At 66.5% G+C, this 22,530-nt stretch carries 22 protein-coding genes, 1 pseudogene and 1 riboswitch; of the genes and pseudogenes, 7 read left to right on the plus strand and 16 right to left on the minus strand.

Annotation, left to right across the window (positions count from 1 at the left end):
* Positions 1–8: 8 nt before the first annotated feature.
* Positions 9–2,183, minus strand: a complete 2,175-nt coding sequence (locus D7252_RS17905) for a hypothetical protein (RefSeq protein WP_120776620.1) — start codon at positions 2,181–2,183, stop codon at positions 9–11.
* A gap of 93 nt (positions 2,184–2,276) precedes the next feature.
* Here D7252_RS17905 and D7252_RS17910 point away from each other — a divergent pair, with 93 nt between their 5' ends.
* Complete coding sequence (locus D7252_RS17910) at positions 2,277–2,864, plus strand: TetR/AcrR family transcriptional regulator (protein WP_120776621.1); 588 nt, start codon at positions 2,277–2,279, stop codon at positions 2,862–2,864.
* 42 nt (positions 2,865–2,906) lie between these two features.
* On the opposite strand, the gene D7252_RS17915 is transcribed toward D7252_RS17910, so the two are convergent.
* The 3 genes from D7252_RS17915 to D7252_RS17925 form a co-directional block, all read right to left on the minus strand.
* Complete coding sequence (locus D7252_RS17915) at positions 2,907–4,130, minus strand: family 1 glycosylhydrolase (protein WP_120776622.1); 1,224 nt, start codon at positions 4,128–4,130, stop codon at positions 2,907–2,909.
* A 131-nt stretch (positions 4,131–4,261) separates the two neighbouring features.
* Positions 4,262–5,278, minus strand: a complete 1,017-nt coding sequence (locus D7252_RS17920) for an SMP-30/gluconolactonase/LRE family protein (protein WP_120776623.1) — start codon at positions 5,276–5,278, stop codon at positions 4,262–4,264.
* Positions 5,275–7,119, minus strand: coding sequence for an NAD(P)/FAD-dependent oxidoreductase (locus tag D7252_RS17925; protein WP_120776624.1), 1,845 nt, complete (start codon positions 7,117–7,119; stop codon positions 5,275–5,277). The genes D7252_RS17920 and D7252_RS17925 overlap by 4 nt, the downstream gene beginning before the upstream one ends.
* A gap of 165 nt (positions 7,120–7,284) precedes the next feature.
* Between D7252_RS17925 and D7252_RS17930 the strand changes: the two genes are divergently transcribed.
* On the plus strand, positions 7,285–7,746 hold the full coding sequence (locus D7252_RS17930; RefSeq protein WP_120776625.1) for a MarR family winged helix-turn-helix transcriptional regulator: 462 nt from the start codon (positions 7,285–7,287) through the stop codon (positions 7,744–7,746).
* 84 nt (positions 7,747–7,830) lie between these two features.
* Here D7252_RS17930 and D7252_RS17935 read toward each other — a convergent pair whose 3' ends face one another.
* Both D7252_RS17935 and D7252_RS17940 read right to left on the minus strand, forming a co-directional pair.
* Positions 7,831–10,518 carry an alpha-L-rhamnosidase gene (locus D7252_RS17935; RefSeq protein ID WP_215111003.1) on the minus strand — a complete coding sequence of 896 codons (2,688 nt, stop codon included), beginning with the start codon at positions 10,516–10,518 and terminating at the stop codon, positions 7,831–7,833.
* 1 nt (position 10,519) lies between these two features.
* Positions 10,520–11,620 (minus strand): MFS transporter, encoded by a 1,101-nt coding sequence (locus D7252_RS17940; protein WP_259461140.1) that lies wholly within the window; start codon positions 11,618–11,620, stop codon positions 10,520–10,522.
* Between the two features lie 401 nt (positions 11,621–12,021).
* Between D7252_RS17940 and D7252_RS17945 the strand changes: the two genes are divergently transcribed.
* Together D7252_RS17945 and D7252_RS17950 are read left to right on the plus strand one after the other, a co-directional pair.
* Positions 12,022–12,654: a TetR/AcrR family transcriptional regulator gene (locus D7252_RS17945; protein WP_120776626.1), complete on the plus strand. Its 633-nt coding sequence runs from the start codon at positions 12,022–12,024 to the stop codon at positions 12,652–12,654.
* The gene (locus D7252_RS17950) at positions 12,651–13,508 is read left to right on the plus strand and encodes a sugar phosphate isomerase/epimerase (protein WP_120776627.1); all 858 of its coding nucleotides are present in this window, start codon (positions 12,651–12,653) and stop codon (positions 13,506–13,508) included. Before D7252_RS17945 ends, D7252_RS17950 begins: the two co-directional genes overlap by 4 nt.
* A 35-nt stretch (positions 13,509–13,543) precedes the next feature.
* Here D7252_RS17950 and D7252_RS17955 read toward each other — a convergent pair whose 3' ends face one another.
* The 8 genes and pseudogenes from D7252_RS17955 to D7252_RS17990 form a co-directional block, all read right to left on the minus strand.
* A complete protein-coding gene (locus D7252_RS17955; protein WP_120776628.1) occupies positions 13,544–13,933 on the minus strand; it encodes a universal stress protein in 390 nt (129 codons plus the stop codon).
* Positions 13,934–14,355: 422 nt separating this feature from the next.
* Complete coding sequence (locus D7252_RS17965) at positions 14,356–14,673, minus strand: LysR family transcriptional regulator (protein ID WP_120776629.1); 318 nt, start codon at positions 14,671–14,673, stop codon at positions 14,356–14,358.
* Positions 14,654–15,181 (minus strand): hypothetical protein, encoded by a 528-nt coding sequence (locus tag D7252_RS20270; protein WP_215111005.1) that lies wholly within the window; start codon positions 15,179–15,181, stop codon positions 14,654–14,656. The genes D7252_RS17965 and D7252_RS20270 overlap by 20 nt, the downstream gene beginning before the upstream one ends.
* Before the next feature lie 75 nt (positions 15,182–15,256).
* Positions 15,257–15,871, minus strand: coding sequence for a hypothetical protein (locus D7252_RS20525; protein WP_215111060.1), 615 nt, complete (start codon positions 15,869–15,871; stop codon positions 15,257–15,259).
* Positions 15,872–15,908: 37 nt separating this feature from the next.
* A pseudogene (locus D7252_RS20530) lies at positions 15,909–16,784 on the minus strand (dihydrodipicolinate synthase family protein); the annotation flags it as partial.
* A complete protein-coding gene (locus D7252_RS17980) occupies positions 16,781–17,776 on the minus strand; it encodes a PLP-dependent aspartate aminotransferase family protein (RefSeq protein ID WP_251050765.1) in 996 nt (331 codons plus the stop codon). The pseudogene D7252_RS20530 and the gene D7252_RS17980, both read right to left, overlap by 4 nt.
* Before the next feature lie 244 nt (positions 17,777–18,020).
* Positions 18,021–18,746 carry a B3/4 domain-containing protein gene (locus D7252_RS17985; RefSeq protein WP_259461141.1) on the minus strand — a complete coding sequence of 242 codons (726 nt, stop codon included), beginning with the start codon at positions 18,744–18,746 and terminating at the stop codon, positions 18,021–18,023.
* A gap of 16 nt (positions 18,747–18,762) precedes the next feature.
* Entirely contained in the window at positions 18,763–19,344 is a 582-nt protein-coding gene (locus D7252_RS17990; RefSeq protein ID WP_183055347.1) for a helix-turn-helix domain-containing protein, read from the minus strand.
* Positions 19,345–19,415: 71 nt separating this feature from the next.
* Positions 19,416–19,481: riboswitch (guanidine-III (ykkC-III) riboswitch) on the plus strand.
* Between the two features lie 10 nt (positions 19,482–19,491).
* Between D7252_RS17990 and D7252_RS17995 the strand changes: the two genes are divergently transcribed.
* Positions 19,492–19,806 carry a multidrug efflux SMR transporter gene (locus D7252_RS17995; protein WP_120776632.1) on the plus strand — a complete coding sequence of 105 codons (315 nt, stop codon included), beginning with the start codon at positions 19,492–19,494 and terminating at the stop codon, positions 19,804–19,806.
* Positions 19,806–20,162, plus strand: a complete 357-nt coding sequence (locus tag D7252_RS18000; protein ID WP_120776633.1) for a multidrug efflux SMR transporter — start codon at positions 19,806–19,808, stop codon at positions 20,160–20,162. Before D7252_RS17995 ends, D7252_RS18000 begins: the two co-directional genes overlap by 1 nt.
* A 47-nt stretch (positions 20,163–20,209) precedes the next feature.
* Here D7252_RS18000 and D7252_RS18005 read toward each other — a convergent pair whose 3' ends face one another.
* Together D7252_RS18005 and D7252_RS18010 are read right to left on the minus strand one after the other, a co-directional pair.
* Complete coding sequence (locus D7252_RS18005) at positions 20,210–20,797, minus strand: helix-turn-helix domain-containing protein (protein WP_120776634.1); 588 nt, start codon at positions 20,795–20,797, stop codon at positions 20,210–20,212.
* 118 nt (positions 20,798–20,915) lie between these two features.
* Positions 20,916–21,194 (minus strand): helix-turn-helix domain-containing protein, encoded by a 279-nt coding sequence (locus D7252_RS18010; RefSeq protein WP_308162528.1) that lies wholly within the window; start codon positions 21,192–21,194, stop codon positions 20,916–20,918.
* A 179-nt stretch (positions 21,195–21,373) separates the two neighbouring features.
* Here D7252_RS18010 and D7252_RS18015 point away from each other — a divergent pair, with 179 nt between their 5' ends.
* Positions 21,374–22,228: an NmrA family NAD(P)-binding protein gene (locus D7252_RS18015; protein WP_120776636.1), complete on the plus strand. Its 855-nt coding sequence runs from the start codon at positions 21,374–21,376 to the stop codon at positions 22,226–22,228.
* Positions 22,229–22,530 lie beyond the last annotated feature (302 nt).

Here is a 22,530-nt window from a genome sequence, read left to right on the forward strand (position 1 = left end):
TGCGGGAATCACCCGACGGTCGAAGCCGTCCGGTCGGTCAGGGGCACGAAGGGCGATCCACCCTCGTAGGTCACTCGCCACTCTTGCGGCAGGGGCGTGCCGGCCTCGATCGCCGCCACGATGTGCGCGACCGCTGCGAGCAGGCCACCATTGGCCGGAAGGTAGAGCGACAGGAAGCCCGGGATCTGCGGGTTGTGCCCGTTCGCGAGGAACTCGTTCTTCGGAGACGGCAGGAGAAGCGCTTCCAGCGCGGATCCCAGGTCGCCCAGTCGGGCCGCGGTCATGGCCATGACGGGATAGTCCCAGCCCCAGCTGGACTGGAGGTCCCAACGAGCCCACACGGCGTCGAGCGTGGAACGCATGACCTCTGGATCGACGACATCTGTGGGAGGGAGCCATCCGAGGGCCATGAGCATCGACGGATGATCCTTGCGGATCAGGTGCGGCGGAGTCGCCAGCGCGGCGTAGGTGTTGTCATCGAGACGTGCCGGCGGCGACATGTTGCGCGCCACGCGCTCCCAGTCGTCCCGGATGCCGAGCCCGAGCCTCACCCGCCAGGTGTTGGCGATGTCGAGCGCCCACGACCAATACGCGAGCTCGAACGTCGGGTCGGCGTTCGTCCGCCGGTCGGCGAGGTAGCTCTCCTGCGCGGGGATGAGGGGCGAGGGAAGGACGAAGACACCGTCACGCTCCTCCACGAAGTCGACCATGAAATCGGCGGTCGCCTCCACCAGGGCGTAGTGCGCGCCCAGGAAGTCGTCACCCTTGCCCTCCTGCCGCAGAAGCTCGAGCAGATGGATGATGTGCGGCTGCTGCCACACGAGGAAGACTCCGATGTTGCTCGGTGACTCCTGGGCGGTAGGGTCGGTCTGCTTCGGCCAGCGGGCGCCGCGGTATCCCTGCCAGGCCGCGGTCGCACACGCCGCCTCGAGAGCGTCGTGGTACCACCCGAGACTGCGTTCGAGCAGATGCCCCCGGCCCCAGAGGGCGAAGTGGGCAGCATGCCACCAGTGCATCTCCAGGTGGAACTTGCCCGTCCAGGTGTTATACGTCAGCCCGGTCTCCGCAGGCGGGGTCGACCCCGCACCATTCACAGCGGTGAGGTACTGCGACAGCACCACACGACGCTCGAGCTCGTCGGCCCGCTCGTCGTCGCTGCCCTCGAAGGTCACGGCGATGCCACTCTGCCAGTACTCCTCCCACCAGACCGCTGCCGCGTCGATGACTTCAGCGAACGTCCTGTCGGTCGGCACCGGTGCGGGCGCGTCGAGATGAAGAACGACGACGACCTCGAGCGCGCGGCTCGCCGAGGTGGCGACGGCGACATCCCCGCGCGCGTCGAGGTCACCGTTCGTCGACACCTCGACGTGATAGGTCGTCTCTTCGATGCGGCGACGCGCCGTCGCGGCATCGGCCCCCCGGCGGACCCAGGTCGTGGACTCACGCAGCGGCAGTTCGAAGGGGGCCAGATCGTCAGGCTGGGGGTCGAAGATCCACGAGACGCCCCACCCACGGTCCAGCAGCCCCGACTCCACCTTCACCGCGAAGGTCGCATCCGAGGGGTGCCCGACCGTCGTGACCGCGACGGTCTCGCCGTCGAGCAGGTACTCGGCGCGCACACGCCCGGTCCACAGATCGAGCTCCGTGCGTGGGCTCTGCACCGCGGCGGTCTCGATTACGTGCGATCCGCCCTCCGGCGGCGTGAGAGCCAGCCGCCCGAGGTGAGCGCGACGCGGGTTGAAGTGGAACCAGGCACCGGCGGCGAACTCGTCGGCGATCTCATCGCCGGCCCGCTGTAGCCCCATCCTATCGAAGTAGGGCACCGACCCTCTCGCGGTGTCGTACCGGGTGACGGTCTCTTCGCGGTCGAACTCGCGTGTCGTCCGCGTGCGATACCAGGCCCACGATGACTGGGTGCGGAGGGGGATCTGGAAGTCGTCGGCGTCGAAGACCCGGGGGCGCTGCTCCGGAAGACCCTCCAGTCCTGTTCCGGCGACGCGGCGCGGATCAGGCACGAGTTCATGGAAAGCGGGAAGAGTCTGCAACCCCGTGATGTCGACCGTCAGCGCGACGTCGCCGTTCCCGACAGTGAGCACACCAGTCGGATGCGCCCCCGTCAGCACGGGGTTGTGTCGACGCACGAGACTGCGGCGGTCGATCTTCGACGACGGCATCATCACCATTCTCCGACTCAATTTTGAGTCAACTGGTACTTTCGCGGATTGAGCATAACATTGCCTGAGCGCCACACTCAAGAGCAATCGGAAGGACCCCTGATGGCCCAGAAGAGAGGTCCGTATGCAAAGTCGGACCAGCGACGCCAGGCACTCAGCAGGGCCGCTCTCGATCTCGTTGGTCGGTACGGCCACCGCAATGTCTCGGTGTCGGAGATCGCAGACGTCGCCGAGACCAGCGAAGCGACGGTGTTCTACCACTTCCCGACCAAGGAAGCCCTCTTCATCGCCGCGCTCGCACAGCACGACGAGGAGAACATCCGCGCACGGGGCGCCGAAGCGGGCGCGATCGCCGACATGGGATCTCGCGCCGCAGCCGGTGTTCAGCGCACCAACTACGCACGGCTGTACAACGAGCTGGCCGGCGCAGCAGCAGACCCGACCCATCCGGCGAACACCTTCTTCCAGGAGCGGTGGGCGCGATCGATGAGCGTCGTGGCAACCGACATCCGCCGTCTGCAGCATGAAGGCAAGGTCGCCGAGTCGGTGGATGCCGAATCCGCCGCGCACATCCTCCTCGCTGCCTGGGAGGGCTTGCAGCTGCAGTGGATGCAGGGCCCCGCCTTCGACATCCGCGCACTGCTCGAATGGCACATCCGCGCGGTGCTGGGGCCGACCGCCCTCGACTGATCCAGCGACCTCGGGGGCAGGCCCCCGCACCGCGACGGCAGCTCAGGAGCGGGTGCTGACTTCGTCGCCGCGTTGCTGCGCTGCGTATCCGCCCAGCCACGCCAAGCTCGGCTTGGGCCGGCGCTCGAAGGTCTCGCGATCGACGGCCACGAGGCCGAACGTGGGCGACCAGTGACCCCATTCGTAGTTGTCGAGGAGGCTCCAGTGAACATAGCCGCGCACGTCGACGCCGTCCGCCATCGCCTCCGCGAGCGATTCGAGGGCGGATTCCGTGTACGCGATGCGCCGTGCATCGTCGGCTGTGGCGATGCCGTTCTCTGTGACGACCACCGGGACGTGCGAGAGCACCTCAGCGGTGTGACGAACGGCGATTCCCAGCGCATCAGGCCGGTAGGCCGTGCGCACCAGTGTGTTGTCAGGTCGCACGGGGTGAGGCTCGATCCCGTCGAGGCCCACCCACTGCGCCGAGTACGCCTGCACGCCGATGTAGTCATCGTCGGTCGCGGCCTCGAGATACAGGTCCTCCCAGATGTACTCAAGACGACGTCGCACCTCCTCGGCTCCCGGGCGCGTCTCGAAGGCGCGGTTGGCGACAGACCAGCCGACGCGCGCCTCGGTGCGCTCTCGCAGGACCTCGCGAGCCGCGTGGTGCGCCTCGATCAGGCGTCGGCCGATTTCCTCCGAAGGCGCCGGCTTGACCGGCCGCGGGGTGTCCGCCTCCAGCGTCGGACTCAGCCACTCGACGTCGGAGTCGGGATCCAGAACGGTCTCGGCCTCACCGACCATGATCGCGAGCATGTTCGGCTCATTGATCGTGCACACCCACTCAACACCGTCGAGGATCGTCGTCGCGACCTCGACGTAGGCACGGAACCTGTCGATCGCCTGCGGCGAGCGCCACCCACCCTCTTCGGTGAACCATCGTGGAGACGTGAAGTGATGCAGCGTGACGAAGGGTCTCACGCCGGCATCCAGTGCCGTGTCGATCATGCGTCGGTAGTGGGCGAGCTGCACCCGCGAGAACTGCCCGGGGGCAGGCTCGATGCGCGCCCACTCGATGCCGAACCGGTACGTGTCGAGACCTGAGGCCGCGACGAGAGCGATGTCTTCGGGATAGCGGTTGTAGCTGTCAAGAGCGTCGCCACTGCGATCGGCTCCCGTCATGTACTCCTCCTGAGCCCAGAAGTCGCTGTTGACGTTGTGGCCCTCCACCTGGTGCGGCGCGCTGGCGGCGCCCCAGAGGAAGTCGGCGGGGAAGCTGGGCATCGATACTCCAATTCTGAGTCAACTACTAATTTCAACTCAGCGTAGTCGAGCGAAGCGACGCCTCAAGCACACCTCGCCGGGGGGGGTGGAGGGGCAGATCATCAGCCGTCCACCCCGCGATAGTGAGCGTCTCACCCGCCGTTCGACTGACGGATGCCCTCTCCATACGCCTCGAATGTGTGCACGAAACCCCCAGAGGGGCCGCTGACCACCAGGTATCCGTCGGTGGTCCCCGGCGCGATCGCGATGTTCGTCGCCGACTCGAGCCCGTCCCCGGGAACGCGGATCACGCCGATCTGCTCACCGGTCTTCGCGAAGACGACGATCTCCGCCTTCTCATGGAACGCCTGGTAGATATTGCCCTCCGCATCCACCGCTGTCGAGTCGATCCGGCCGATGCCGCCGTCCACGTGGATCGCCGGATAGGCGGAGACGACGCGCGTGCGCTCCTCGTCGAGGGCGAAGTAGTCGATCCGGTTCGCGTTGTACTGCGCGACCCACAGACCGGCATCCTCCTCGTCGAAGACGATGCCATTCGGCGAGGGCAGATCCGAGGCCAGCACGCTCGCCTGCCCGTCCGTGTCGATCCTCACCACGCGGCCGAGCGTCTGCCACCCCGGCCCGTCCATGCCACGGGTGTCGGTCACGAACATCGTGCCGTCGGGGTGGAAGGCGATGTCATCCGGAAGCATGGCGACGCCGTCGACATCGCCGGCGAAGTGGGTCTGCGGGTCCGCCCCCTCTGCCGTGATGCTCGCCACCCCACCGCCGAGGAGGTCGGTCAGATACAGACGTCCGTCGCTCGGATGGAACTGCGCCGAGGTGAACGCGCTCGTCTCATCGGTGAAGACCTGGTCCACCGTGCGTTCGTCGACGTCGACGCGGAGCACCTTCGCCTCCCCCGCCGGTGCCATCACGTCGACCACGAACAACGATCCGTCTTCGTGGAACGTCGGCCCCTCCAGCAGCGTCCCTCCGGTGAGCTGGTGCGGCTTCGTCACCTGGAGAAGCTCTTCCGAGACCTGCTCCGCAGCGGGCCCCTCCGACGGAGCATCCGTCTGCGCCGCATCGGGCGAGGCGGGGGCGCATCCGGCGAGGAGAGCCGTCACCGCGACCACCACTCCCGCCGCCGCCGACTTCGCCCTCATGCCGAGACTCCGATCTCGGCCGATTCACGGACGCGTTCGTCCGCATCGGAGACGACCAGCAGATCAGCCATGTCGCCGCTCCTCCATTCTCGGAGGAGCCGATGGAAGGCGACCGGCCCCGGTGAGTACGTCAGTCCGCCGATCGATCGTGACCCCTCGCCGTTGTAGTAGCCCGGCGTGCACTGGGCCTGGAAATCCGAGACATCCCTCGAGGTCTCGATGACCGTGCGGCACCAGGCGTCCTCAGCCTCGGCGGTCGGCTCGATACGGCGAGCGCCGACCTTTGCGGCTCTGGCGATCACCTCGGAGATGTGCAGCGCCTGCTCCTGCAGGATGTGCACGAAGTTGACCGAGTTCGCGTTCTGCATCGGGCCGAGCTGGAACAGATTGGGGAACCCGTGGGTGGTGAAGCCGTGCAGCGTGCGGGGTCCGTATGCCCACGCTTCGAGGAGGGCGCGCCCTCCTCGCCCGGAGACGGGCAGTGTTCCCGAGACCACTCCCGAGACTCCGACGTCGAATCCGGTCGCGAAGATGATGCAGTCGACGTCGTACTCCTCATCGCCGACGACGATCGAGGTCTCGGTGAGAGCCGTGATGCCGTGCGTGTCTGCCGTGTCGACGAGCGTGACGTTCGGGCGGTTGAACGCCTGCAGATAGGCATCGCTGAAGCCGGGTCGCTTGCACATGTATCGATACCAGGGCTTGAGCGATGCCGCAGTCTGCCGATTTTCGACGACCTCGTCGACCCGAGCGCGAAGGCGATCCATCGTCGTCGCGTCTTCGAGTTCCTCCTGAAGCAGTCGCTCCTCTTCAGGCACCCCGCCGTCGACGGTTCCCGAGAGGATGCTCCGCTGGAGCTGACGTGTCGCCGTCCACCCATCCTGCACGAGCGACTCACCCGCTTCTCCCGCAAGGACGCCGAGGAAGTTGTCCATCCGCTCCCGCTGCCACCCGGGAGCGAGACTCGCTGCCCATTCCGGATCCGTCGGTCGGTTGTCGCGCACATCGACCGTCGACGGGGTGCGCTGGAAGACGAGGAGCTCTCGTGCATGCTCGGCGAGGTGCGGGATCACCTGCAGTCCCGTCGCCCCCGTGCCCACGACCGCGACGCGCTTGTCGGCGAGCCCGGTGAGATCGCCGTCAGCCGATCCGCCGGTGTAGGCGTAGTCCCAGCGGCTGGTGTGGAAGGTGTGACCGGAGAAGCGCTCGATGCCGGGAATGCCGGGGAGCTTGGGCTGCGTCAACGTGCCGGACGACGTGATCACGTAGCGGGTACGGAAGGCGTCACCGCGGTCCGTCTCGACAACCCACTCCGCAGCGCCCTCGTCCCAGGTGAGCCCGGTGGCCCGCGTGTGACCGACGAAGTCGCGGTACAGGTCGTAGTGCTCAGCGATGCGGACGGCGTGCTGACGGATCTCCTCGCCCGGCGCGTAGCGCGTGCTCGGGATGTAGCCGGTCTCCTCGAGAAGCGGCATGTAGACGTACGATTCGATGTCGCAGTGGATGCCGGGATAGCGGTTCCAGTACCAGGTGCCGCCCACGTCTCCGGCCTCATCCATGAGGCGAACTGAGTCGACTCCCTCATCGCGCAGCCCAGCGCCGGTGAGCAGTCCGCCGAACCCCGCGCCGATCACCAGCACTTCCACGCGATCGCGCAGGGGCTCCCGCTCGACCCGTCTCGTGTACGGGTCCTTCGCGTAGTACCCGTAGTCGCCGAGCGCAGATCGATACTGCGTCGCGCCATCCGGACGGATGCGCCGGTCGCGCTCGTGCGCGTACTTCTCTCGCAGGGCCTGCAGCCGGTGGGTCTGCTGCGGGGTTGTCTGTCGGTCGTCCTTCATGGTTCCGCCCTCCTGTCGCCGGGGTGCGGGCGCAGGTCGACGCGAACTGGGGACGGCGTGAACCTGAGCCCGACACGACCCCGGATCGGTTCCTCGAAATAAAGGTTAGCCTGAAGCTAAGTAAATTCGGCTGGGAATCCTCTAAGAGCGCGTTACGGTACAGACGTGAGTGATGACCGGAGACGTGCGGAAGCGCTGGAGAACATTGACGCGCTCACACTGGCCGTCTCGGTTCGTTCGCTCCCCCGCATGGTCGGCTCGCTTCTCAGCACACAGCTGACGATCCAGCAGCTCAAGGTGCTGAGCTCGATCGTCGTGTCCGACCGCAGCAGCACGAGCGACCTCGCCTCGATGTTCGAGGTGTCTCTTGCCACGATGTCGAAGCTGGTCGAGCGTCTGGTCGACCAGGGGCTGGTCGAAAGACTCACGGATATCGCTGATCAGCGCGTCCGACGCCTTCTTCCCACGTCACTCGGCCGCGACGTCATCGGGAAGATCATGGCGGCGCGCCCCGAGATGGGCGCCGACATCCTCGACGGCCTCTCTGTCGATGAGCTCGAGGCCCTCGCCGTCGGCCTGCGTGCGATCAACCGCGAACTGCAGGCAGCGGGCGCCACCGACCGCTGACACCGACACGTCAGCGGACGACGACGCCACGCGGGTCGGCTGGTCGATCCGCCGACCCACCCACCCGCGCGCGCACCGCATCCGTCAGCGAGCGACAGCTTCGAGACCCCCGACACCGGCGAACGAACCCGGCAGTGCGGTGCGAGTCGTGCCGTCGGGAAAAACCACGGTGGCGCTGACACCGGCAGGGATGTCGGCGTCGAGGTGCAGCTCGCCACCCTCGACCCGCCACTCGACACGGATGCGCCCCTGCGGGGTGTCGAGGTGCCCCCTGGCCCAATCGACCCCACCGCCGAGAACCGGAGCGATCACGAAGGACTCCCACGCGATCGACCCGGCATCCTGCCGGAGACCGAGGGTGTGGGTGTGCAGGAAGCGGATCACCGCACCCTTGCTGTAGTGGTTCAGCGACTCGTGGGCAGCGCCCTCTTCATCGATCCCCTCCCAGTCCTCCCAGACCGTCGTCGCGCCCTTGTCGATCATGTGCAACCAGGAGGGAGCGCTGCGCTGGAACAGCAGCTCGTAGGCGACGTCCGCGTGACCGGTGTCGGCGAGCACGGGCAGCAGGTCACCCGTCGAGAGGAAGCCGGTGCCGAGATGCGTCCCGGCGTCCCGGATGATCTCGACGAGGCGGTCTGCGGCGGCCGTCCGCAGCGACTCGGGAATGAGACCGAACGACAGCGCGCGCACGTAGGCCGCCTGCGTGTCCTGCACCGTGCGGCTCCCTTCAGCGAGGAACTCCGTGCGCCAGGCGTCGAGGACGCGATCGGCGATCGCCGCATAGCGTGCGGCATCATCCGAGCGACCCAGCACGGCGGCGGCATCCGCCAGGATTCGCGTGGATCGATGAAGGTAGGCCGTGCCGACTTCCCCCTTGTCGGCCATGAACCAGGCCATCGGGTTGGTCTTGATCGGGTCGAGGCGTGAGCCGTCGTCGGCTTTCGGAACAGGCTCGGTCCACTCGCCCCAGTGGAACGTGCCGTCCCACAGGTACTCCTCATGCGGCAGCGGCTCGGCCGAACGCTCGACGCGGGCGTGGTGCCTGGTCGTGCGCGCAGCGCCGAGAGCCCACTCGACCCAGCGGACCATCGCCTCCCAGTTCTCCTCGAGCACTCGGGTGTCGCCGTATGCGGTGTACATCTCCCAGGGCACGAAGGTGATCGCATCGCCCCAACCGGATGAACCTGTCATCATCGCGAACTGGTCGTCGAGGTTGAGCTTGATGCGTCGCCCGTCCGGAGAGAAGTTCGCGATCCGACCGTCGTCGAGCTGATCGTCGCGCACCGACTGCAGCCACTTGCGGGTGAACCCGAGCACGTCGTACAGGCGTGCGGCCGTCGGGGCGAACACCTGATAGTCGCCCGTCCACGCCAGCCGCTCGCGGGTCGGGCAGTCCGTCGGCACGTCCACGGCATTGCCCCGGAAGCTCCAGTCGGCGATCTCGTGCAGCCGGTTCAGCGCAGGGTCGCTCGACTCGAAGGATGCCGTGCGACGGAGATCCGACTGCACGACCCGCATCTGCGCTGTCGCCGGGTCGAAGGGAGCACCTTCCCGGCGCACCCGTGCATATTGGAACCCGTGGACCGTGTGCCGAGGCTCGAAGATCTCGCCGCCACCGGCGGACACGACCTCATCCTGCTGGAGGAAGACCACCGTCGGCTCGCCCGGCTTGGTCGAATCGAGATGAGACGTGTCGAGATCGCCATCCGGTCCGATGTGCTCTCCGTAGTCGATCACCGTGCGTGTGCCTGCGGGCCCGAGATCACTCACGCGCAGCCAGCCCGAGGCATTCTGCCCGAAGTCGAGCACCCACACGTCGTCTGGGACACGGGACGCCCGCACGACGTCGCGCGTCTCGACGACGCGGATGGGAGGTGCAGACGACCAGGAGATCGGCGGGCCGCTGACAGCACCGACGATCACGGGCTCTGCAACTCCCCCGCCGGCGCGGAAGTCCGTCGTCTGCCCGTCCATCAGGTCGGCGCGGATCACCGCAGACGGCGCGCTGGTCCAGTCGCCGTCCGTGCAGATCACCTGTCGCGACCCGTCAGAGCGCTCGAGGTGCAGTTCGGCCCGCGCCCCGAGGGTCGTGCCCCACCCGGCCGGAAGACGGAACGCCCCCACCTGCCCGCGGTACCAGCCGTCGGAGAGCTCGATCTCGAGCGAGTTCGAACCATCGACAAGAAACGTGGTCACGTCGGCAGCCTGGGCGTACAGCGTGCGATCATACGACGTCGACCCCGGCGACAGCTCAGCGGTGCCCACTCGGCGTCCGTTGATGGAAGCCTCGTAGACCCCGAGGGCCGTCGAGTAGAGCCGCGCCGACACGATGTTCGCGGCCGCGAACTCACGGGCGAGCGTGTGCGCGCCGCGGGCTCCGTACCCCGCATCGGCGTGTTCGACGGGACTGATCCAGTCAGCGGTCCAGTCCGCATCGAACAGTCCGCTCTCGAACGACGCCCAGTCTGACCACTCCGAGAACGCGTCGCCGGTCTTCACACGCACGCGCCACCGAACACGCTGCCCGCTCGACAGCGGGAGCCAGGGCCATTCGATGAAGAGACGAGCGTCGGGCTCGAGGGCGACACGCGCGCGACGCTCATCGTCGACGGTCGCCTCGAGTTCGAAGCCGGTCCACTCCCCCGCCTGGACGGGAACGGTGAACGACAGCCGGGGCGTCGCTTCGGAGACGATGAACTCGTCGCCTCCGCTGTCGATTCGCAGGTCGTACGGAGCGGTGGGCACGGATGCCGGATTCGATGCAAGCGTCATCTCAACGCACTCCCTTGACCTTGAACATGATGATCAGACCGCCGACGAGGGCGAACACCGCACCGATGAGGTAGAGCAGCGTGTAGTTCTTCTCGGCTCCCACGGCACCGATCGTGATGATCAGCGGAGCGAGCAGGGGCGCGATCGCACTGGGGATCTTCTGCGCGAAAGCGACCACGGCCATGTATCTGCCGGACTCCGCTCGGTCGGGGATGATCGCGTAGACGATGGCCTGGTCGACGGTCGCGAAGACGGCGATCGCGAGCTGCATGAGCACGGCGCCGAGGACCAGCTGCGGCAGAGACCAGGCGAACGCCTCAGCCAGGGCGCCGCCGATGAAGATGAAGGCGGCGATGAGCACGAAGAGCCGACGTCGCTTGAGCTTGTCGGAGAGGAAGCCCCCGAGCAGCGCGCCACCGGCAGCAGCCACGACACCGAGCATTCCGACGGTGGCGACTACGCCGGCCACCTCGCGGACCGGGAGGTCGAGTCGCTGCGCGTAGAAGAACGTGCCGAAAGTGGTGTTGAAGTACAGACCGACGAAGAACACCATGCGGCCGACCCAGTTCCAGGCGAAGTCGGGATACTTGCGGGCGTTGAATCCGTAGCCCGAGATGACCTTCTTGAGCGTCACCGTGGAATCGACCACCAGATCCTTCGAGCTTCCCTCCTTCTTGAAGGTCGGGAGCAGCACGAGCAGGACCACGCCGATCACGGCAGGAACGAAGAACACGAGGAAGGTGCTGTACGACACCGCGTAAGCGATCCCGATGCCGAGCACCGGTGCGACCTGCGTCATGAGTCCTGTCAGCGCAGACACCTTGCCGCGCTGCTCCTCCGGGAGCTTGTCTGCCTGCAGCGTCTGAATCGCTGCTCCCGCGGTCGACCACCCGGTCATGGCCACGACCCATCCTGCGCCGACGAGCAAGAGGTTCGGAGCGAACCCGATGATGACAGCACCGACCAGGCCGAGGGCGGCACCCAGGAACAGGAAGGGCGTGCGTCGACCGAAGCGCGACCGCGTGCGGTCGCTCCAGATCCCGATCATCGGGCTGAGCACGAGGAAGATCAGCTGCGCAGTGCCGGTGACGTACCCGAGCACCTCTTCGTGCCCGGGGGGCGAGTTCGGTGATGCGCAGCGCCAGGCCGTAGGCGAGCGGCACCATCATGGCAATGGATGCGCCGAAGTTGGCCAGCATCAGCCAGAAGATGTATCCCCCGCTGACACGAGCGGGGGGCTCGGCCCCGACGGGCGTGCCCTCCAGCGGCGTGCCGTCCGGTGTGTTGCCGCCTACCGGTTGCGTCGCGGCGATCGAGTCGATCGTGTCGCTGCGGTCGAATTCACTCTTGGTCACCTGGACTCCTTCATCGTTCAGTGATCCCCGGCGCCCTCCACTGGGCGTCCTTCGCGAGATGCGGTCGAAATCCGTTTGGCAACCGATTGCGATCTGGAGCGATCGTAACCACTTTGGTAACAGAAGGCAAAAGTGAGAGGCTGTGGGGATGACCTCATCGCTGGCAGAAGAGCACACACCTCGTCGCCGAGGCCCCAGCGCAGGCACACCGGCGAGACGCGCGCAGATCGTCGACGCGGCGCTCGCGAGCTTCGCCGAGCACGGGTACGAGCGGGCATCACTCCGCGACATCGCCAGCCGCGCCGGTCTCACCCACGCCGCGCTCCTCCGACACTTCTCGGGCAAGGAAGAGCTGCTGCCCGCCGCCCTCGCGCAGCGGGAGGAGCACGAGGAGGATGTCGCCGCTCGGATCATGACGGCGCATGTGCCCGGCGAGCAGATCCTGAGCGCCGTGCTGGCCGATGAATTCAGGCATCCGGACTTCCAGCGCAACTGGCTGGCGCTCTCGGTCGCCGCCACGAACCCAGACCACCCTGCCCACGAGTTCTTCCTCGGACGTCGCCAGCGCATGCGCTCCCGGTTCACCGACGGGCCTCTGCCCACCAAGGAGAACGAGTTGCTGACGGCGGATGAGAAGATCACGCTCGTCCTCGCCATGGTCGACGGCCTGCGGATTCAGTCGTTGCTCGACCCTTCGCGAGACGCTCTCGGCCTGCTGACGATCTTCATGAAGCTCATCGCCGCGCAGCCGCCGGCTGCGACGTCAGAGGGCAAGGAATGACCAGCCGCCCGCTCAAGGCGATCCAGCAGATCCAGCTCGGAACTGTGCTGTCGACCGAGGTCCAGGCCCGCAAGACACTGGGGCTGCTCGAGGACGCGGGATTCGAGGCCATCGAGCTCAATGGCTTCATGACCCGCCCGACGCCTCTTTTCGTGCGCGCGCTGACGAGAGCCTCCGGGATGCCGGTCGGCCGAGGCGGTCGGCTCGATTGGCCGGAGCTGATCCGCAGCACCTCGCTGAAAGCGGTCGGCCTCCATGAAGATCTCGGCACCATCGAACGCGAGCCGGATGCCGTGATCTCACGGGCAGGGAGCTTCGAGACCAGCCACGTTGTCGTCACCGGCATGCACCGGTTCGACTACACCGACGAGGCCATGGTCCGAAGCCTTGCAGCGAAACTCAATGCGGCCGGGCGCACTCTCGCGGATAGCGGGATATCCCTTCTGTACCACAATCACAACGTCGAGTTCCGTCGCCTTGCCTCGGGTCGCACGGCATACTCCCTCCTCGTCGCCGAGACGGATCCCGCCTTCCTCAACTTCGAGTTCGACTGCTACTGGCCGACCGCCGCCGGAGTCGATGCGCTGGCGCTGATGGGCGAGTTGGGCGAACGCGTCGTGCTGTGCCACATCACCGATCGAGGAACCCGACGCAGAGGTGTGGCGATGACCCCGATCGACAAGTCGGATGCCGTGGAGCTGGGCCTCGGCACCATGGACATCCCCGCATTCATCGAGCAGGCGAAGATCGCCGGCACCCGAGCGGTGATTCTCGAGACACACCGCAATTGGATCGACCGTTCACCGATCACGAGCTTCCAGAAGAGCGCCGAAGTGTTGAACAGTCATCTCTGAAGGCTGTCAGCAAGCCAGTCCGCTCACCTCCCGGGTCACCCACGTTGGCGAGGAAGGACGAGCACCGGCACAGGGGAGTTCCGGGCGATCTTGGCCGCTCGCGGGCCGAGGAAGACCTTCGACAGCGACCCACCGCTGCTCGATCCCAGGACGAGGACCTCATCTTCCCGCCACCCGATATCGCCGACGGCCGATTCCCACGTCGCTCCCCTCCCCACCACCGCTGCCTCCCCGTTCGAGATTCTGTGGGAATCAAGCAGCTCAGAGAGCATCCGCGCCATCCTAGAGATGCTGTCCAGCGACCATGTGTCGGCGATCCGCTCGCCCACGTCGCGCCCGGCGCCAGAAGTTCCGGAGTCCAGGGGAACCACCGCGAAGGAGGCGAGCCGGAGTGCAGCGCCCAGCTGGACAGCGACTTCCGCCACTCTCCGTACGAAACCTGCGTCGCTTCCGCGCCACGAATCGCCCCCGTCACGCGCCGGAGGACGGCGTCGTCCGGCGCTCGGAACCCTCGAGGCGCGATCACGGCAGGGATCGACGACGCATGCAGCACGGCATCAGCATCCGCACCGATCGCCACGTGTCCGCTCGCTCCGTCGACACCGGATCCCAGGACGATGAAGTCGGCCCCATGCTGCTCTGCGACCTCCAGCAGCCCCCCCGCGCACCGAGCGTCGTAGCGCACCCGCCCGAGCGACACTGTCTCCCAGCCTGGGGTCTCCTCAGGCTCGACGGTGATGTTGATCGCCAGCTGGCCACCGGGGCGGCGCTCGCCCGTCGCGTCTTCGTCGAACACGTCGAGGTCTATCGGAACGGCCCCCGCAGCATCGGTGATGGCTTCAGCCCACTACGCGCGAAGATCGGTATCGAGGCGAACAACGACTCGCGCTCGCGCTCCCTCAGATGTGATGCCGAGGGCGCGGAGTGCGTCCTCTTCGAGCTGTTGGGTCTGGCGCGCGAAGCGTACGAGCGCGTCGCCAGCTTCGGTGAGACGGGCCGGCTTCGAGCGCACCAGCAGCACTCGACCCACCAGCGTCTCCAGTGATTTGAGGCGTTGGCTGACGGCCGATGGCGTGATGTCGAGTCTTCTCGCCGCTGCGTCGAGCGATCCGGTGTCAGCGATCACGACGAGGGTGCGGACGAGGTCAGTGGGCAGCATCGTCATCGACCTGCTCCTTCCTGCGAGAGATGGCAGCTCGATCGATGCTCGAGAGGAGGGCGATGAGGATGGCAAGGACCGATGCCAGCGCGACCGGTATGCGAGGGTCGATGCCGACGAGGGTCCCGGCCGCGGCAGTTCCGAGTGACCCCGCCGTGATCTTCAACGCTCCGACCCAGACGAACACCTGCCCGCGAGCGGCCTGAGGTGCATACTCGCTGCGTGCGGCAAGAGTCGAGGCGAAGAAGAGCGAGTTCAGGATGCCGGCGATGGCGTACCCGGCGAGCGCAGCGGCGAAGCCCGAAGCGATGAACACGGCGAAGAGAGAGACACCGACTGCGGCGGCGAGGACGGGGACCCCGACGTCCGCGTCACCTCGGAAGGGACGCACCATCACAGCGACCGAGCGGAGGAGACCACCGATGCCGTATGCCGCGGTCAGAATTCCGGCCGCTGCCGGCTGCGCTTCATAGCGGGCGGCGCTGGCGACGGCGACGACTGGCAGAACAGCCACAGCTAGGGCCACTGCGATGGTCGAATAGAGGGTGCGACGCAGCGGGCCGCGACGCGCGATCAATGTGAGAGTCGCTCAGGGGCGCGGAACCTCGGAGGCATCGGTCCGCGTGTCGTCTGCGGGAAGCAGGCGCACCGCGACTGCGGCGATGAGCACGGCGGCCGCCAGGATGAGCAGCGCCGCAGACGGCGACCACCATGCCGCGACAGTGGCGACGATCGTCGGCCCGACGGTGCCACCGATCCCGTAGGTGGCCACGTCCCATCCCTGCGCGCGACGCTGGGCCTGCTGCTCCGGTCCTGCGATCGCAGGGAGGCGCGAGCTGATGCCTCCCGTGAGCAGCGGGCCGACGAGCCCCGATCCCAGCAGCAGCAGCGCGCAGGCCCAGATCCATCCAGCACCGTATGCGACGACAGCAGCGGCGAGGAGGCCCCCGTGGACGATGCACGCGAGCGCGAGTACGTTCCGTCCGTCTCGTGCGGTGTCGAGCGTGCGCGCGACGAAGGGTCCGAGCAGATGCGGGATCGTGATGCATGCGCCCATCACCCCCGCTACCCAGGAGGGTCCGCCCGTCGACGTCACGAGGAGCACGACACCGACGACTGCGCCCCCATCGGCGGTACGGACGAGGGTCGCCGCCGCGAGATAGCGCGCGGCCCCTCCCCCGCCCGTACCGCCTGAGCGGTTCATCACGAAGGCTGCGATCCAGTCGCTCGACGATGGCGACGGCCTCGTGCGCCGCGTGGGGTGCCAGTCCTCGCACCGGAGCCGGGAGACTCTGCGGAGCAGCAGGACCGTAGTGCTCCGCCACGGCGGCCATGACTCGAAGGCTGCCGAATCGAGCGAACAGATCCCACAGCGGGGCCAGCCGCTCGGACTCCGCCTGGGCATCGTCGGCCCGACCGCTGCGCACCGCACGCTGAATACGGAGCGCCGGTTCGGGCAGGGTCCCCGCGATCACCGAGTACCACGCATCGCAGCCGCCGATCAGACCGTCGGCAGCAGACGGATCACCGGACACTCCGATCGTGACATGCGCCGGCAGGTGCGCGCGAATCTCGCTCACCCGCTGCGCCGCGGCCTCACGACCGCCCGGGACGCCGGGGATCTTGATCGAGGCCACATGAGGCAGCCGCGCGATCCGCCCGTACAGTTCATCGGTGAATGAGAAGTGCGTGGTGCCGGGGTTGTCATAGACGATCAGTGGCACGCTCAGATCGCGGGTCACGGTCTCGAACAGCCCGAACGCCTCATCCTCCGACAACGCCTGATACGTCATCACGGGGAGCAGGACACCGGCGGCTCCGGCCTCCTGCGCAGACTCGACGAGCCGCTGGACCGTGCTGGTCCGCAGAGCGCCGATGCCCACGTGCACCGGAACGTCGCCGGCGTTCTCGACGGCGATTCTCGTCGCCTCTGCACGCTCCTCGACGTCGAGATACGCAAAAGAGCCAGTGGATCCGAGGGCGGTGATCGAGTCCACGCCGCTCGTCGCCAATCGACGGATGAGCTTGGCGTAAGCGTCCGCATCCAGTGCGTCGTCGACCAGCGGGGTCAGCGGGAAGGCGCTGACCCCGCTCACCGCGCGGAACGGGGATGTCACCGCTCCGCCTTCCTGGCTCTGGTGATCTCCGTCTTGTCGAGCGCGTTGCGAATGTCGGCTATGAGGTCACCCACTGACTCGAGACCCACCGCGAGTCGCAGGTGACCGTACTCGAGGAAGCCCGCAGGATAGCTCTCGCTTCCGCCTCGGGCGTCAGGGCCGACGTGCACGATGAGCGTCTCGTCGTGCCCGAGCGACACCGCCGACGTGATCACGCCCAGGTTGTCAACGAAGCGGTTCTGGGAGTCAGAATCTCCGTCCACCGCGAACGCGAGCATGCCGCCGAAGCCTCGTCCGCCGAACTGCCTGGCGGCGAGCTCGTGCTGCCCGTGGTCCGGGAGGCCCGGGTACTCGACGAAAGCGATACGGGGATCGCTCGCGAGGAACTCGGCGACCTTCTGCGCAGAGGCGAGGTGCTGAGCCAGACGAAGAGGCAGAGTCACCGAGCCTCGCATGATCATCCATGCATTGAACGGCGAGATCACTCCCCCCACATCGACGACCGCGTCGTGACGGATGCGTTCGACGAGCTCAGCACGACCGATCACGGCGCCGCCCATCGCGTCACCATGGCCGTTGATGTACTTCGTGAGCGAGTGGATCACGAGGTCGGCGCCGTCAGCGAGGGGGCGGCAGAGAGGCGGCGGGGTGAAAGTGCCGTCGACCGTCAGAAGCGCATCGGCGGCGTGCACGATCTCTGCGATCGCTCGGATGTCCGCGACCTTCGTCGTGGGATTGGCGATCGTCTCCACGTGCACGAGTTTCGTGTTCGGGCGGATCGCCGCCTTCACGGCCTCCAGATCGCCGACATCGACGAACGTCGCCTCGATGCCGTAACGCTCCGGGAAGAGCTCCGAGAACAACCGCCACACGGCTTCGTACGTGACGTTGGAGACGACGACATGATCGCCGCTCCTGAGCAGGGTGAAGAAGACGCCGTGCAGGGCAGCGACACCCGTGGCGAAGGCGGCCGCGGCCTCGCCCCCGTCCATCGCCGCGAGCTTGATCTCCAGCGCCTGCTGGTTGGCACCGCCGTTGCGCGTAGGTGAGCCGATCGGTCGCAGACCAGTCCATCGACGCAGGGTCCTGCGGCAGACGGTATGAGTTGGCCATCACGAGAGGAGTGCGGACCGCGCCGGTGCCCTCATCGATGCTGTTCCCTCCGTGGACCGCCCAGGTGAGGAAGTCGACGGAGTCGGGATCGTGCTTGTCAGGATGCGTTGCCATGTTCTTCTCCTAGTTCTCGGTGTTCGCCAGCACACGGCGGGCGATGGTGACGGTCGTGCCGAGGTGCAACAGCGCGCCCACGAGCTCGTCTGCCGCAGCAGTGAGCTGTTCGTCCGTCAACGGCTCCAGCGCATCGAGGATGAACAGCGCGCTGGTGGTCTCGTCATTCAGTGCAGTCCGGCGGCCCTGGCGCCAGTTCCAGCGACGGCAGGTGACGCCCACTTCGTCGCCCCAGATGACTTCTCCGGCGTCGGGGTGCTCGATCACGATCTCACCCGCGGCAGCGGTGTCGAAATTCTCGGTCCCTTCTGCTCGTGTCAACCGCGGGGATCCGCTGTACTGCAGCAGGTCTTCGCCTCCGAGCGGAAGCTGATGGATGACCGAGATCGCGTTATAGATGTCGGTGAGGCGGTTGACTCGGGGAAGACCGCTCTCGGCGCGACGGGTCAGCGCCTCGAGGCTGTTTCGCGTGCGCTGCGGCTTGGCGCCGAACCCGCGGTACGCCTCGCGCCAGGCGGCGATGTGCGGCAGCTCTTCGACGGGGTGGGCGGCGAGCGCTGACGCCGCGACGTTCTCTGCTCGGACGAGGAGCGCCTCGCTCCGCTCATCGCTCTCCCCCGGTTCGATGCCGTCGACGGCGATGAGGAGAGCCCGATAGTCGGGTCTCAGCTGGAAGACCTTCGGCGCGACGAAGGCTTCGTCCAAGAACGCCTGGAGTTCATCATTGGTGGCCACAGCAACCTCTCTTTCTCTAATGCTTCGTTCTTTTGGGCTTGAAGACAGCGAGCCGGAAGCTCGCCGGACTGGAGCCGGTGTTGGCATATGCATGGGCGACATCGCCGGCGAAGACGATCGCGTCTCCTGCCGCCAGGTCCTGCACCTCGTTTCCCGAGCGGACGCTCACCGACCCGCTGTGCACCTGCAGGAGTTCGCGTGTCCCCCTCGCATGGGCATCACTGCTGTGCTCATCGTCTGGACCGAGGTTCCATTCCCACAGCTCGACCGAGTCCGGCGTGCGGGTGCCAACGAGAAGCACACCCGATCCCCCGTTGCGTCCGTGCCAGAGAACGGATCTCTCGCCACGGCGGGTGACCCTGGTCTCGGAGGCGGTCGGGGCCTCCACGAGACTCGGGAGTCCGATGCCCAGAGCATCGCTGATGCGAACCAGCGTTGCAACGCTGGGATTGGCTTCGCCCTTCTCCACATTGACGACCATGCGCCGGCTCACTCCTGCAGCCTCCGCGAGTCGATCGAGCGTCCACCGACGCGCGGTGCGCTCATGCTTCACGCGCCTGCCGATCGCCTGCGACAGGGAACGAGTGGGATCAACCATGTAGTGCATAATACTGCACTACATGGTGTAGTCAATGTGGAAATCGAGCCAGTGACTCCACTAGGCTCATCGCGGAGCGCAGCACGAGCGCTCGCGGACGAGGGAGCAGTACCCGCATCGGACAAGACTGACTCAGAAGGGCCTCCTGTGGAGTGGCTGATCTTGATCCTGTCCGGCATGTTGGAAGCAGTATGGGCAGCGGCGCTGTCCGCGTCGAAGGGCTTCAAACGATGGCGTCCGACCGTGCTCTTCTTCGTCTCGATGGGCGCGAGCCTCGCCGGCCTCGCCTGGGCGATGAACACGATCCCGACAGGAACCGCCTACGCGGTGTGGGTCGGGATCGGCGCCACGCTGACGCTGGTGTGGGGATTCATCACCAAGCAGGAGAAGCCGACCATGGCCAGAGTGCTGCTGCTGCTGCTCCTGATCGGGTCGGTCATCGGACTCAAGGCGGTCAGCTGATGCCCTGGATCGTGCTCTTGATCAGCGCCGTCTTCGAGGCTGTCTGGGCCACCGCGCTCGGCCTGTCCGAGGGGTTCTCCCAGCCGGCGGCCGTGGCCGTCTTTATCGTGGCCGTCGTCCTCAGCATGACCGGGCTCGGCTGGGCGGTGAAAACCATCCCTATCGGCACGGCCTATGCCGTTTGGGTCGGTGTCGGCGCCGCCCTCACCGTGGCGTACGCCATGCTCACGGGGACGGAACCCGCCTCCCCAGGGAAGATCATCTTCATCATCGGGATCATCGCGGCTGTCATCGGGCTCAAGCTCGTTCCTTCGGGAGACGAGAAGACACCGCCTCCGCAAGTGGCCTGGAGCTGACTTCCGCTCGAGGTATCGGGGGATATTCGCCCCGAAATAAACCCTCGTCAGCGGTGGGCGCCACCGGGAACGGGTTCGAACACCGTGAGAGCGAATCGCGCCTCGACGGCGCCCGCGTTCGCGTAGGCATGCTGCTCATCGCCTCTGAAGGTGATCGCGTCGTGGAGTTCCAGCGTGAAGGTCTCCGCGCCGACGATCACTTCCACAGTGCCGGCGAGTACCTGCAGGAGCTCCCGCGTGCCGCTCACGTGGGGTTCGCTGCTGTGTCGATCTCCGATTCCCAAGGACCACTCCCAGAGCTCGATCACGTTCGGCGACTTCGTGCCGGCGACGAGCACAGCACGTCCGCCATGTTCACCGGTCCAGAGGACAGCACCATCACCGTCGCGCGTCACCCGCGCGAGGTCAAGTTCCGGCGGTTCGACGAGCTCTGGCAGACCCACGCCAAGAGCGTCGCTCACGCGGAGCAGTGTGCCGATGTTCGGGTTGGTCGAGCCCTGCTCGATGTTCACGATGACGCGGCGGCTGACCCCCGCCTGCTCGGCAAGCCTGTCGAGGGTCCACCGCAACATCGTTCGACGTTCCTTGACGCGAACGCCGATCGCCGCAGCCAGAACTTTCGGGGTATCGCTCACCTACGCATCCTAGACCGACACTCTTCCTACTCGGTCTGAAAGCGCACGCGGACGGGCGGGCAGGTTGCCAGCCCGCTTGCCTCATTCCACTTCCCCGAGTTGTTTCCATTTGCGACCGTCACTTCTGTTCGATGATCTCGTCAGCGTTGTCAACGATCCATCCGAGCAGGGGGAGCATGAGCTCCATCAGCTCCCGACCTCGAGGGGTGAGGCTGTATTCCACCTGAGGGGGAACCGTGGAGAAGGACTTCCGGGAGACTAACCCATCAGAAGTGAGTTTTCTCAGGGTCACCGACAGCATCTTCTCGCTGATGCCCTCGACCTCGTGGCGCAACTCGCCCCATCGCTTCCTCCCGTCCGAGAGCGCGTAGAGCACGAGCACCCCCCAACGACTCATCACATGATCGAGTACGGAGCGCAACGGGCAGTCTGCGGAGAATACTCCCGAGCGTGCTGCGCGCAATTCCGCAAAACTAACTGGCACGTATGGACCCTACCAAAAAGTGGGTACCCACATTCTGGAATGCTGTGGAACGGGATCGTCTTGCGTATAGGGAAGCGCTTGAAAGGAGCCTCATGACAATCCTCATCACCGCCGCCAGCGGCCACCTCGGCCATCTCATCATCGGCAGCCTCATCGCCCGCGGCACCGCACCGGCCGATATCGTCGCCGGCGCACGCACGCCTGACAAGGTCGCCGATCTCGCCGACCTCGGTGTCCGCGTCGTCCCGTTCGACTACGACCGACCCGACACACTCGTCGCAGGCTTCCAAAGTGTCGAGCGGGTCGTGCTTGTCTCCAGCTCCGAGTTCGGCAAGCGTGCAGTCCAGCATCAGAACGTCATCGACGCTGCGAAGAATGCCGGGGTGAACGCGATCGCCTATACGAGTGTCTATCAGGCCACGACGAACCCGCTCCCCCTCTCACCTGAGCACGCGGCGACCGAGCAGGCATTGGCTGTGTCCGAGATCCCCCATGTGCTGCTGCGCAACGGGTGGTACATCGAGAACTACGCACCGGACGTCGAGCGCGCCCGCCAGTCCGGTGTGATCGCTGCCGCGGTGGGCGATGCCCGCGTGGCTGCCGCGGCGCGAGCTGACTACGCCGAAGCTGCCGCCATCGCGATCACGGATGACGCTTACCTCGGGCGAACACTCGAACTCGTCGGCGACGACGCCTTCTCATACGAGGAGCTCGCATCCGCCGTCGGTGCTCTCCTCGGCAGCGACGTCAGCTACCAGCCGCTGACCTCTGAGCAGCTCATCCACAGCCTCCGCGCCGCGGGACTCGATGAGGGCACTGCTGGATTCGTCGCCGGGCTCGACGCCGGCATCGCCGACGGTGCGCTCGATTCGGCAGATCGCACGCTGTCTGGAATCCTCGGTCGACCTACCACACCACTTCTCGAAGGGCTTCGCGCGATCAGGTAGACCTTCGGAGGCTGGGGCGGACGAGTTGCGGATGGTTCTGGGGGTCACCGCATGATCGCTCCGTTCTGGCGACCGCGGGGATTTAGTGCCGAGCCGCTTCCCACGACGCCATGGAGTCGCTCGGTCTTGGTCGACGGATGCCGGATGCCGGATGAGTCAACCGCCGCCGCACTGTTGCCTGAATTGCGGATCCGCTCCAGCAAATGACATTCGCCTGGCAGAGGAGAGTACACAGATGATCCATCTAAGCGCGTCCAAAGTGTTTGGTGACTCCCAGATGCCTCTCAGCGCGCATGACGTCA

This window comes from Microbacterium sp. CGR2 (genome assembly GCF_003626735.1).
Lineage (GTDB): Bacteria > Actinomycetota > Actinomycetes > Actinomycetales > Microbacteriaceae > Microbacterium.

Excerpts from the sequence above, each read along its gene's own strand:
- D7252_RS17905 (WP_120776620.1), bottom strand. The coding sequence starts at position 2,183 with ATGGTGATGATGCCGTCGTCGAAGATCGACCGCCGCAGTCTCGTGCGT.
- D7252_RS17910 (WP_120776621.1), top strand. The coding sequence starts at position 2,277 with ATGGCCCAGAAGAGAGGTCCGTATGCAAAGTCGGACCAGCGACGCCAG.
- D7252_RS17965 (WP_120776629.1), bottom strand. The coding sequence starts at position 14,673 with ATGACGATGCTGCCCACTGACCTCGTCCGCACCCTCGTCGTGATCGCT.
- D7252_RS17950 (WP_120776627.1), top strand. The coding sequence starts at position 12,651 with ATGACCAGCCGCCCGCTCAAGGCGATCCAGCAGATCCAGCTCGGAACT.
- D7252_RS17915 (WP_120776622.1), bottom strand. The coding sequence starts at position 4,130 with ATGCCCAGCTTCCCCGCCGACTTCCTCTGGGGCGCCGCCAGCGCGCCG.
- D7252_RS18015 (WP_120776636.1), top strand. The coding sequence starts at position 21,374 with ATGACAATCCTCATCACCGCCGCCAGCGGCCACCTCGGCCATCTCATC.
- D7252_RS17925 (WP_120776624.1), bottom strand. The coding sequence starts at position 7,119 with ATGAAGGACGACCGACAGACAACCCCGCAGCAGACCCACCGGCTGCAG.
- D7252_RS17920 (WP_120776623.1), bottom strand. The coding sequence starts at position 5,278 with ATGAGGGCGAAGTCGGCGGCGGCGGGAGTGGTGGTCGCGGTGACGGCT.
- D7252_RS18000 (WP_120776633.1), top strand. The coding sequence starts at position 19,806 with ATGCCCTGGATCGTGCTCTTGATCAGCGCCGTCTTCGAGGCTGTCTGG.
- D7252_RS17990 (WP_183055347.1), bottom strand. The coding sequence starts at position 19,344 with ATGGTTGATCCCACTCGTTCCCTGTCGCAGGCGATCGGCAGGCGCGTG.
- D7252_RS17945 (WP_120776626.1), top strand. The coding sequence starts at position 12,022 with ATGACCTCATCGCTGGCAGAAGAGCACACACCTCGTCGCCGAGGCCCC.
- D7252_RS17935 (WP_215111003.1), bottom strand. The coding sequence starts at position 10,518 with ATGACGCTTGCATCGAATCCGGCATCCGTGCCCACCGCTCCGTACGAC.
- D7252_RS20525 (WP_215111060.1), bottom strand. The coding sequence starts at position 15,871 with ATGAACCGCTCAGGCGGTACGGGCGGGGGAGGGGCCGCGCGCTATCTC.
- D7252_RS18010 (WP_308162528.1), bottom strand. The coding sequence starts at position 21,194 with ATGAGTCGTTGGGGGGTGCTCGTGCTCTACGCGCTCTCGGACGGGAGG.
- D7252_RS17980 (WP_251050765.1), bottom strand. The coding sequence starts at position 17,776 with ATGGACGGGGGCGAGGCCGCGGCCGCCTTCGCCACGGGTGTCGCTGCC.